Source organism: Nonomuraea aurantiaca, assembly GCF_020215705.1.
GTDB lineage: Bacteria > Actinomycetota > Actinomycetes > Streptosporangiales > Streptosporangiaceae > Nonomuraea > Nonomuraea aurantiaca.
Genome location: NZ_JAIWNB010000035.1, coordinates 89,601 through 98,897, shown reverse-complemented (window position 1 = coordinate 98,897; position 9,297 = coordinate 89,601). Strand labels below are relative to the sequence as shown.

Sequence of the window (9,297 nt, the reverse complement as noted above, 5' to 3'; positions counted from 1 at the left end):
CGTGACAGAACGGCCGTTCTCACGCGCAACGCGTTACGCGATCGCTACCACCCTCCATGCGGCCCCGGCCCCACTCGCACCTGGAAATCGCACTCCGTGACCGCTCCCCAGCAAATGCACCAGACCCCGGTAACTGGCCGGCCGCTGAGTCGCTCGATGTTCACGGCGATGGCCGTGAGTACGTGTTGCAGGTGGGCTTTCGGCTGTCCTCGGTAGCGGCAGCGGCGCATGCCGTGTCCATGGGCGAACTCGTTGATGGCGCCCTCCACTCCGGAGCGGATCGCGTAGCGGGCCTTCCAGTCGTGTGTCTGCTGTTCGGCGCGGACGCGGACTTGCAGGTCGTGGAGTTCTCGTGGGGGAAAGCCCACGTTCCGGGCGCTCTCGGGGGAGTTGGTGCACCGGGGGCGGTCCGGACACGGCTGGCACTGGCTTTTGGTGAACTGCGCAACGATCAGGGGTGCCGCAGTGGGCGAGGAGGTCAGGTAGGGGCCGTGCCAGCCCTGGCTGACCTTGCCCTGTGGGCAGGTGACTTGTCGGCGGTCGAGGTCGATGCGGAAGTCGTCTCGGTCGAAGCCTTTGTTGCTTCGGTGCTGGCGGGTGGGGTTGCCCGGCAGCGGCCCGCTGACGGTGACCTGGTGTTCGCGGGCGGCTCGTTCCAGGTGGACCAGGGAGCTGTAGCCGCCGTCGACCAGGTGCTCGGCCGGCAGCAGTCCACGATGCGCCAGACGGGTGTGGATGCCGGGCAGGGCCTGGGCGTCGTTCGTGGCGGCCGGGGTGGTGGCGACGTCCGTGATCACGTTGACGCTGTCGGGGGCACATGTCTCGGTGAGATGGGCGGCGAACCCCTTCCAGCCGATGATGTGCCCGTGACGGACATAGCGCGCCGTGTCTCGCCCAAGCTCGGCCAGGCGCTGCGCGAGACCAAGCGGGACGGGCTGCACTACCTGGTGCTGGACGGCACGCTGATCCACACCGACCGGGTCGCCGCCGACCGGCCGTACTTCTCCGGCAAGCATCGCGTGCACGGGATGAACATTCAGGTCATCGCCTCACCGGACGGAACCATCGTGTGGACCTCCGGAGCGTTGCCGGGCAAGGCCCACGACCTGAGCGCTGCCCGCATCTGGGGCATCCTGCGCGCCTTCGAAAGCGTGGGCATCATCACCCTGGCCGACAAGGCGTATCAGGGAGCCGAAGGCCCGATCCGCACCCCGTACAAGGGCAAGAACAAACCGGAATCCCAGAAGCAGGCCAACCGCGCCCACGCCCGCCTTCGCGGACCCGGCGAACGAGCGAACGCCCAGCTGAAGAGCTGGAAGATCCTCCGCAAGCTACGCTGCAGCCCCAGCAAGGCCGGCCACCTATGCAAGGCCATCGCCGTCCTTCAAAACCACCGCGTTGCTCAGGCCGCCTGAGGATGAAAAGGGTCACTGCCTCGCAGATCCTCTGTCGTGGCCATCGTTGTACCCTGCGTCTCCCGGGCGGCGCTCCATCTCCTGTAGTGCCTGTATCGTCGCCTGTTCCGCTGACTCCGCCAAGCCCTCATGCAGAACCGCGAACGCGTGTAGCGGCGTATCTCCAGATATGCCACTAAAGTTTTCCACAGTGCCATTAGGGTGACGACCTTCGCCGACCAGAGTATCGATGAGGCCGAACATGCTCAGAGTTTCATGTGTGCTATATGCCTCGCGTCCTATCCCGAATTTGGCCAGGCGCTTTCTTTCCTCGGCTTTCACGTAAGGAGATTTGCCTCGGCCCCCTTGTAGTGCTATCAACATCAAGAGCAGGAGTATCTCGGAATCCTCGAGAGTGTGGATCCAGCCGCTGGTAAAGAAGGAAGCGGGGATTTCCATGTGCGGTTCACCTTTGCGAGGTACGACATACGGTATTACCTCGCCGCCTGGGCGGACCCCTCCCTCGTCTAGCAGCTGGAAACGCTCATATCTCGAATACCTGTTGGCGTTTCTTAGCTCTACGAGCTGTTCGTTATCACTGCCTAGGTGTGACAGTGCAGACGTGATGGCCCGACGCTTTCTTGCTATATTACCGTGAGCGGGCGGTCTGTTCGACGTTGCGGGAGGGATGACGATCAAGTCGACCCAGCCAGTGTTGGATCCTCCTGCTATGAGTGGACGATCATTGACGGGTCGCCCGCCTCCTCGGCGATACATTTGGGCCTCAAAAATGGCGAGCAGATAGAAGCGAAGTGCGATCCCCCGAGGAGATATTAGCCTGGCCGCTGGAGGGCGTTGCTTTACGTCGGGCAAGCTTCTGGGGGAACGGAGGAAAGCTGGACGCTCAGAGTAGACAAATCTCCTCCGAAGGCGAATGGTGGTGGGTCGCCGATCGGGGTGCCCGAGCCTACTTAGGTGATCAAGGGCCTGGTGTATCGTTCCTGCGGCCTGGATCTCCTGCAGGCGCTTTAGACGCTTCTTAACGGTCTCCTGCTGTTTCGTCCTCATGTGTCTCCTCAGCCTGGCGGGTTGGACCGTGACCAACTTCGACGCCTTGACCCGCCCCTCCAGTTTCAAGGGTGCTTCGGGATTCTCCTATGATCAGCGCCCGCTCACCGGCGGGTCAAGGCGTAGATCCTCGCACGCAAATGGGGCATGAATGATCCTCCATGATGGCTGGTGAAGGCCGGGTATCAAGGCGGGGCTCCGGGGTACAGCCGGAGCCCCGCGCGGCGACTACTCATGGAAAGCACAGGAGCGTGCCGCATGGCAAAGCGTAAGTCCCAGAAAGCACCGCAGGAACCCCCGCAACTGCCTCTTCGCTGGGTGGTCATCCTAGCTCTGACCGGGCTGGCAGCTGTTTCAGCTCACACTGCCGGAGGCCCGGCTCTAGCGATCACAGCAGCGGCTGCGGTTCTGGTAGCCCTGCAAGCAGTCATTAAGTAGGCGCTGCGATGCCGGGCGCGGGCGGGGTCGCGCACGGCATCGCAAACGGTTGCTGGCCTGTCGGCGCCGGTGAGCACGTGCGCGTGCCCTACAAGGGCCGCAACAAGCCCGCCTCACAGAAGGCCGCCAACGCGGCCCACGCCAAGGTCCGCAGGCCCGGCGAACGCGCCAACGCCCAGCTGAAAACCTGGTGCATCCTCCGCAAACTCCGCTGCTGCCCACTCCTCGCAGGTCAGCTCGTCAAAGCAATCCTTCCTTCAACTCCGCGAAGCGGGATCAAAGCCACTCAATGGTCCAGGAAGGTGAGCTGATGGGCCTCTACAACCTGCTGCTGGTCGAGCTGGAATGCCCTCGATGCCGGGCTAATGCGATGTGCGAGGTGGAATTCAAGCTCGGACTTCTGGACCTGCGGAGATACCGGCTCGGGGACGCCTTGCGATGGGCTGGTGGATACAGGAACAAACCGCCGCGACGCCCGGACGGGGGCACAGCCGACGGCGAGGGCCACACCGAGTGCCCGCACTGCGGCAAGGACTTCTGGGTTCACGTGTACGTCCGCGAGGATCAGATCTCGGAGGCAAAGCCCGAACCCGATCGCCCCGGCTACATCGCATGACAACAATCACTAGGTCCGCTGCGACTAGGCCATCAGGATGAAAAGGCCTCAGTGGTAGGGAGTGGCGGATTCCTCGAAGAGGTTGCTGAAGTCCTCGCTGCCGCTTTGCTGTGGCAACGTGGCGCGGCCTGGACCCGAAGTGGTCATCGAACGCCTGGGTGATTCTCGCCGTCATGACTCTCGACGGCCAGGCGGTCAAGGACTGGTCCGACCGCATCGACAACCTCGCCCAGGGCTTCGGCGCCACCTCCTGCCGGGTCGCGCTCGTCAAGGGTGGCCGGCTGCTGCTCACCTTCCCGCGCCGCGACCCACTCGCCGTACCCATGCCCGCGCTCCCCATCCCAGAAGAACCAACGGTCGGGCCGGTCGAGATCGGCAAGCAGGAGGACGGCAAGCCGCTCCGGCTCAAGGTCCACGGAACCCACATCCTGATCGCGGGCGCGACCGGGGCGGGCAAGGGCTCGTTCCTATGGGACACCATTCGCGGTCTGCTCCCCGCCATGCGCGCGGGCTGGTCGAGATCTGGGCGCTGGACCCCAAGCTGATGGAGTTGTCCTATGGGCGGGAGCTGTTCCAAGGGCGGTACGCCGCCCATCCCTCCGACTGCGCCGACCTGCTCGACGACGCCGTCAGCGTCATGCAAAAGCGCGCGACCCGCTTCGCCGGACTCCAGCGCTCACACGCCCCGACCGTCGAGGACCCGTTCGTCCTGGTGCTCGTCGACGAGGTGGCGTTCCTGACCGCCTACCAGCCCGACAAGCAGCTCAGGCAACGCATCTCCGCCGCCCTGGCCACCCTCGCCACTCAAGGCCGCTCAGTCGGCGTCGGCGTCATGGCGGCCCTTCAGGACCCACGCAAAGAGGTCATGAACATCCGCAACCTGTTCCCCGACAAGATCGCGCTCCGGCTCGACGAGTCCGAACAGGTGGACATGGTCCTCCGCGACGGCGCCAGAGATCGCGGCGCCCTCGCCGACCACATCTCACTCATCCCAGAACTGGGCGTAGGCGTCGCCTACATGCGCCTGGAAACCTCACCCGAACCCATCCGCGTCCGCGCCGCCTACGTCTCCGACGCCGACATCCGCGCCATGGTCGCCTACTACGGGCAGGCCGCATGACACTCGCCCACTTCCTCGACGGCCTTCGCTGCGCCACCTGCCACACCCTGAACCTTCTCTGGCTCGACCTGGTCCGCGCCCAGGTCGAGTGCCGCGAGTGCGGCCAGACCGCACTCATCCTCACCGACCCCGACGAAGGGAGGTCCGCATGACCCATGCGCACGACCGCGCACTACCTCGGGCCGTACGTCAGACCATGCCCATGGCTCGCGAGGTGCTCGAAGAGGTCGCCAAGCTCCACGGCGTCTGTATCCGGCCCATCCCACTCAAGCGGCTCGACATCGTCACCGGCCACTCGGAGATCATCGACGTACCGTGCGGCTCCACTCTCGACAGCAAGTGCCCGCCGTGCGCCAAGCGCAACCGGCAACTCCGTATGGCCCAGTGCCGCGAGGGCTGGCACCTGGACACCGAACCCGCCATCACGCCCGACGAGGGCAACGAGGAACAGCGCTGGCTCGTCGAGTTCCGCGCCGATATCCAGGCCCAACACGACGCCGCCGAAAAGGCCGGCGACGACACCACCGACTTGGACGCGATCATCACCGGCCTCGACGAGGAGATCAACGCGGCCGGGATGCGGGGCAACGTCCTTGGCCGGACAACCGCCAAGCGCTCCCGCTCGACCAGGCGGCGGCAGGACGCACCGGACCTGCCCAAGCGCACGATGACCAACACCACCCTTGGACGCACCTTCCAGGGCGCGGACGGCAGGATCTACCGGCCGTCCCTGTTCGTCACACTCACCCTGCCCAGCTACGGCAAGGTCCGCGACGGCGCTCCCACCGATCCGGAAACCTACGACTACCGGCGGGCCGCTCGGGACGCGCTGCACTTCTCCAAGCTGGTCGATCGCTTCGTCCAGAACCTACGCCGGGTCGCAGGCTACGACGTGCAGTACTTCGCCGCCGTCGAACCACAGAAACGCCTCGCGCCGCACCTGCACATGGCCATCCGCGGCACCCTGCCCCGCGCCGAGATCAAGCAGATAGCCGCCGCCACCTACCACCAGGTCTGGTGGCCGCAGGCCGACGAAGTGGTCTTCGAGGGCGATCACCTGCCGGTCTGGCAGGACGGCACCGGCTACCTCAACCCGGCAACCGGCGAAGTCCTGCCCACCTGGGACCAGGCCCTCGACGCCGTCGACGAGGATGCCGAACCACTCCACGTGCTCCGCTTCGGCGAACAAGTCGACGTCCAAGGCGTCCTCGCCGGGACAACCGACGCCGACCAGTGCATCCGGTACTTGTCCAAGTACCTCACCAAGTCCCTCGGCGACACCCTCGACGGCCAAGCCCAGCGAGAGCACGCGGCCCGCATGATCGACGCCCTGCGCTACGAACCGTGCTCGCCCACCTGCCGAACTGGCTGCGCTACGGCATCCAGCCCAAGAGCGCCAAGCCCGGCATGATCCCCGGCTGCCGTGGCAAGGCCCACAAGCCCGAACACCTCGGCTACGCCGGACGCCGCGTCCTGGTCTCCCGCAAGTGGAGCAACAAGACCCTCACCGAACACAAGCAGGACCGCGCACCTGGGTCCTGCAAGCCCTCGGCCAACCCGACGAACCCACCGACCTACACCGCTACGTCTGGCGGTCCGTCCCAGCCGGAGACGCCAACGTGCCGCCACTCGCCGCGCGCCTCCTTAGATCCGTCCACGAACGCCAACGCTGGCGCGCCCACCTCCGCGAACTGGAAGCCGCAGCAGCCGGACAAGATCTTTCGGCAACCGAGCCACTTAGGAGCGCCGCGTGATGGAGAGGCTCTTCTACCGGCCGAACGACGCGGCCATGGTCTTGGGGATGAGCCGTACAGCCATCTTCCGACTCATCAAGACCGGTGAACTCCGGTCGATCAAGCGCGACGGATACCGCCTGATCCCCGCTGCCGCCCTGCTGGATTTCGCCCGTGACCTGGAAGACAAGGAGGCGGCGTGATGGCACGCAAGCCCAACGGCCGTTCCTCGATCTTCCTTGGCAAAGATGGCAAGTGGCACGGCTGGGTGACCATGGGAGTCAAGGACGACGGCTCTCCCGACCGCCGACACCGCATCGGCAACACCGAAACCGAGGTGACCGGCAAGGTCCGTGAACTGGAGAAGCAACGGGACTCCGGCAAGACAGACAAGCCGGGTCGGGCTCCTACGGTCGCCGAGTGGATGCGCACTTACCTCGACGAGATCGCCCCGCTGAAAGTCAGTGACCTCACGCTGGTGAGCACCTACCGGCCCAAGGTCGAACACTGGATCATTCCGCGTCTGGGTGCTCACCGACTCGACCGGCTACGCCCTGAGCACTTGGACGCCTTCTACGCCTACCTCTCACAGCAGGGTCTCGCCCAGAACACGATCCTCCAGATTCACCGCATCCTGTCTCGCGCACTAAAGATCGCAGTACGCCGGGAGAAGGTCTCCCGGAACGTCTGCACGTTGATCGATGCACCCGCCTCTGAGGACGTGGAGATCGAACCGCTCGACGCCGACGAGGCCCGCGATGTCCTCGATGTGGCCAACCAGCAGAGGAACGGAACCCGTTGGTCCGTGGCGCTCGCTCTCGGCCTTCGGCAATGTGAGGCGTTGGGCCTGCGCTGGAAGTACGTGGACCTCAAGCGAGGCGTCATCCGCGTCTTCTGGCAGATCAAGCACCAGCGCTACCGCCACGGCTGCAAGGACCCGCACACCTGCGGCGGACGACTTCACCGCTACCCGTGCCCCAAGGACTGCCCCAAGGCCAAGCGCACCTCCGGCCGCAAGCACGTGTGCAACAAGAAAGGCCAGAAGTACTGCGCGCCCCACTGCACCAAGCACGCACCCTCCTCCCCCGAACGCGTAGGCGGCTGGATCTTTGTGAAGCCCAAGGGCAAGAGCAAGCGAACCGTCATGATCCCGCCCCCGCTGATCCCGCTCCTCAAGCTCCACCAGAAGGCCCAGCAGACCGAACGGGAAGCGGCGGGGGAGCGGTGGCAGGACTATGACCTCATCTGGTGCCACCTAGACGGACGCCCCATCGACGCCGGACAGGACTGGGACGAATGGAAGGAACTCCTCCGCCTGGCCGAAGTCGAGAAAGACGCCCGCGTCCACGACGCCCGCCACACCGCTGCGACACTCCTCATCGAACAAGGCGTGGACATCAGCGTCGTTCAGGAGATTCTCGGCCACTCACAACTGACCACGACCAAGCGCTACACCCACATCACGGCGACACTCTCGACCGAAGCAGCAGCCCGCATGGGCCGCGCACTCTGGGGATAACTGCAACTGAAAATGCAACAGAGCGGGCTTCCGGATCATGAAGATTGGGGAGTCCGCCCAGGTCATTGAGGTAGGGCGCCCGGGGCTCGAACCCGGAACCTACGGATTAAAAGTCCGCAGCTCTGCCAATTGAGCTAACGCCCCCTAGCAACAGCACAAGGGTACAGAGATTACCGCCCCCCACGCGACGCCCTTCCGCCCCCTCACCGATAAGCCGGGAGCCCCGTCAGCGCTTCCCCCAGCACCAGTGTGTGGATCTCCTGGGTGCCTTCGTAGGTGAGTACGCTCTCCAGGTTGTTCATGTGCCTGATCACAGGGTACTCCAGCGTGATCCCGTTCCCGCCCAAGATCGTTCGAGCCTGCCGGGCGATGTCCAGCGCCGCCCGTACGTTGGCCAGTTTGCCGAAGCTGATCTGCCGGGGCTCCAGCTTTCCGCTGTCCTTCAGCTCGCCAAGGTGCAGGGCCGTCAGGCCCGCCTGTGCCGTTCCGACGTACATCCAGGCCAGTTTCTCCTGGGTCAGCTGGAAGGCCCCGATCGGCTTGTCGAACTGCACGCGCGTCTTCGCGTAGGAGACCGCCGCCTCCAGGCAGGCGCGGGCGGCGCCCACGACGCCCCAGATGATGCCGAAGCGGGCCTCGGAGAGGCAGGAGAGCGGGCCTTTCAGACCGGAGACTTCCGGGAGTACGGCTGAGGCGGGCAGGCGTACGTCGTCGAAATACAGGGACGAGGTGATCGAGGCCCTAAGGGACAGCTTCTTGTGGATCTCAGGGGCGGAGAAGCCCGGCGTATCGGTCGGTACGACGAAGCCGCGGATGCCGTCGTCCGTCTGCGCCCACACGACGGCCACGTCGGCGATGGAGCCGTTGGTGATCCACATCTTGGAACCGTTCAGGATCCAGTCGGAGCCGTCTCGCTTGGCGTACGTGCGCATGTTGGCCGGGTCGGAGCCGTGGTCGGGCTCCGTAAGGCCGAAACAGCCGATCGCCTCACCGGCGGCCATCCGGGGCAACCATTGCTCTTTCTGCTCGGCGGACCCATAACGCCAGATGGGGAACATGGCCAGCGAGCCCTGAACCGACACGAAGGACCGCAGACCCGAGTCTCCGGCTTCGAGTTCGCGGCAGGCCACACCGTACGAGATGGCGTCCGTGCCGGCGCAGCCGTAGCCCTCGAGGTGCATGCCGAGCAGGCCGAGCGAGCCGAGAGCGGGCGCGAGCTCGCGTGCGGGAAAGGTGCCCTGCTCGAACCAGTCGCCCACGTACGGCAGGACGCGGTCGTCGACGAAGGACCTGACGGTGTCGCGGATCAGCCGCTGCTCGCCGTTGAGCCGGTCGTCCAGGCGCAGCAGGTCGTCCATCGAGCGTCCTTCCGTCATGTAAGGGCCTACCAGGGTTCTACCAGGGGGAAT

The 9,297-nt window shown here is 65.2% G+C and carries 9 protein-coding genes, 1 tRNA gene and 3 pseudogenes; 9 read left to right on the top strand and 4 right to left on the bottom strand.

The features are described from left to right. Positions 1-44: 44 nt before the first annotated feature. Positions 45-797, bottom strand: coding sequence for a transposase (locus LDL49_RS48365; RefSeq protein WP_225301700.1), 753 nt, complete (start codon positions 795-797; stop codon positions 45-47). Between the two features lie 93 nt (positions 798-890). Here LDL49_RS48365 and LDL49_RS48360 point away from each other — a divergent pair. Then, positions 891-1,415, top strand: a pseudogene (locus LDL49_RS48360) (transposase family protein); the annotation flags it as partial. Between the two features lie 12 nt (positions 1,416-1,427). On the opposite strand, the gene LDL49_RS48355 reads toward LDL49_RS48360, so the two are convergent. Next, positions 1,428-1,853: a hypothetical protein gene (locus LDL49_RS48355; protein ID WP_225301699.1), complete on the bottom strand. Its 426-nt coding sequence runs from the start codon at positions 1,851-1,853 to the stop codon at positions 1,428-1,430. Positions 1,854-2,974: 1,121 nt separating this feature from the next. Between LDL49_RS48355 and LDL49_RS48350 the strand changes: the two are divergent. From LDL49_RS48350 to LDL49_RS48320, 8 genes and pseudogenes are all read left to right on the top strand, one after another. Then, positions 2,975-3,211, top strand: a pseudogene (locus LDL49_RS48350) (hypothetical protein); the annotation flags it as partial. Then, positions 3,211-3,516, top strand: a complete 306-nt coding sequence (locus LDL49_RS48345) for a hypothetical protein (RefSeq protein ID WP_225301698.1) — start codon at positions 3,211-3,213, stop codon at positions 3,514-3,516. The pseudogene LDL49_RS48350 and the gene LDL49_RS48345, both read left to right, overlap by 1 nt. 173 nt (positions 3,517-3,689) lie before the next feature. Further along, positions 3,690-4,061 (top strand): hypothetical protein, encoded by a 372-nt coding sequence (locus LDL49_RS59510; protein WP_372470690.1) that lies wholly within the window; start codon positions 3,690-3,692, stop codon positions 4,059-4,061. Then, complete coding sequence (locus LDL49_RS59505) at positions 4,061-4,636, top strand: hypothetical protein (protein WP_372470689.1); 576 nt, start codon at positions 4,061-4,063, stop codon at positions 4,634-4,636. Before LDL49_RS59510 ends, LDL49_RS59505 begins: the two co-directional genes overlap by 1 nt. Next, positions 4,633-4,788, top strand: a complete 156-nt coding sequence (locus tag LDL49_RS48335; protein ID WP_225301697.1) for a hypothetical protein — start codon at positions 4,633-4,635, stop codon at positions 4,786-4,788. Before LDL49_RS59505 ends, LDL49_RS48335 begins: the two co-directional genes overlap by 4 nt. Beyond that, positions 4,785-6,478: pseudogene (locus LDL49_RS48330) on the top strand (replication initiator). The gene LDL49_RS48335 and the pseudogene LDL49_RS48330 overlap by 4 nt, the downstream one beginning before the upstream one ends. Further along, on the top strand, positions 6,390-6,572 hold the full coding sequence (locus LDL49_RS48325) for a helix-turn-helix domain-containing protein (protein ID WP_225301708.1): 183 nt from the start codon (positions 6,390-6,392) through the stop codon (positions 6,570-6,572). Before LDL49_RS48330 ends, LDL49_RS48325 begins: the two are co-directional and overlap by 89 nt. Then, on the top strand, positions 6,572-7,888 hold the full coding sequence (locus tag LDL49_RS48320) for a tyrosine-type recombinase/integrase (RefSeq protein WP_225301707.1): 1,317 nt from the start codon (positions 6,572-6,574) through the stop codon (positions 7,886-7,888). Before LDL49_RS48325 ends, LDL49_RS48320 begins: the two co-directional genes overlap by 1 nt. A gap of 71 nt (positions 7,889-7,959) precedes the next feature. Here the strand turns inward: LDL49_RS48320 and LDL49_RS48315 are convergent. Next, a tRNA-Lys gene (locus LDL49_RS48315) sits at positions 7,960-8,032 on the bottom strand. 59 nt (positions 8,033-8,091) lie between these two features. After that, entirely contained in the window at positions 8,092-9,246 is a 1,155-nt protein-coding gene (locus LDL49_RS48310) for an acyl-CoA dehydrogenase family protein (protein WP_225301696.1), read from the bottom strand. Between the last annotated feature and the right edge of the window lie 51 nt (positions 9,247-9,297).

Excerpts from the sequence above, each read along its gene's own strand:
- LDL49_RS48355 (WP_225301699.1), bottom strand. The coding sequence starts at position 1,853 with ATGGAAATCCCCGCTTCCTTCTTTACCAGCGGCTGGATCCACACTCTC.
- LDL49_RS48345 (WP_225301698.1), top strand. The coding sequence starts at position 3,211 with ATGGGCCTCTACAACCTGCTGCTGGTCGAGCTGGAATGCCCTCGATGC.
- LDL49_RS59510 (WP_372470690.1), top strand. The coding sequence starts at position 3,690 with ATGACTCTCGACGGCCAGGCGGTCAAGGACTGGTCCGACCGCATCGAC.
- LDL49_RS59505 (WP_372470689.1), top strand. The coding sequence starts at position 4,061 with ATGGAGTTGTCCTATGGGCGGGAGCTGTTCCAAGGGCGGTACGCCGCC.
- LDL49_RS48335 (WP_225301697.1), top strand. The coding sequence starts at position 4,633 with ATGACACTCGCCCACTTCCTCGACGGCCTTCGCTGCGCCACCTGCCAC.
- LDL49_RS48325 (WP_225301708.1), top strand. The coding sequence starts at position 6,390 with ATGGAGAGGCTCTTCTACCGGCCGAACGACGCGGCCATGGTCTTGGGG.
- LDL49_RS48320 (WP_225301707.1), top strand. The coding sequence starts at position 6,572 with ATGGCACGCAAGCCCAACGGCCGTTCCTCGATCTTCCTTGGCAAAGAT.
- LDL49_RS48310 (WP_225301696.1), bottom strand. The coding sequence starts at position 9,246 with ATGGACGACCTGCTGCGCCTGGACGACCGGCTCAACGGCGAGCAGCGG.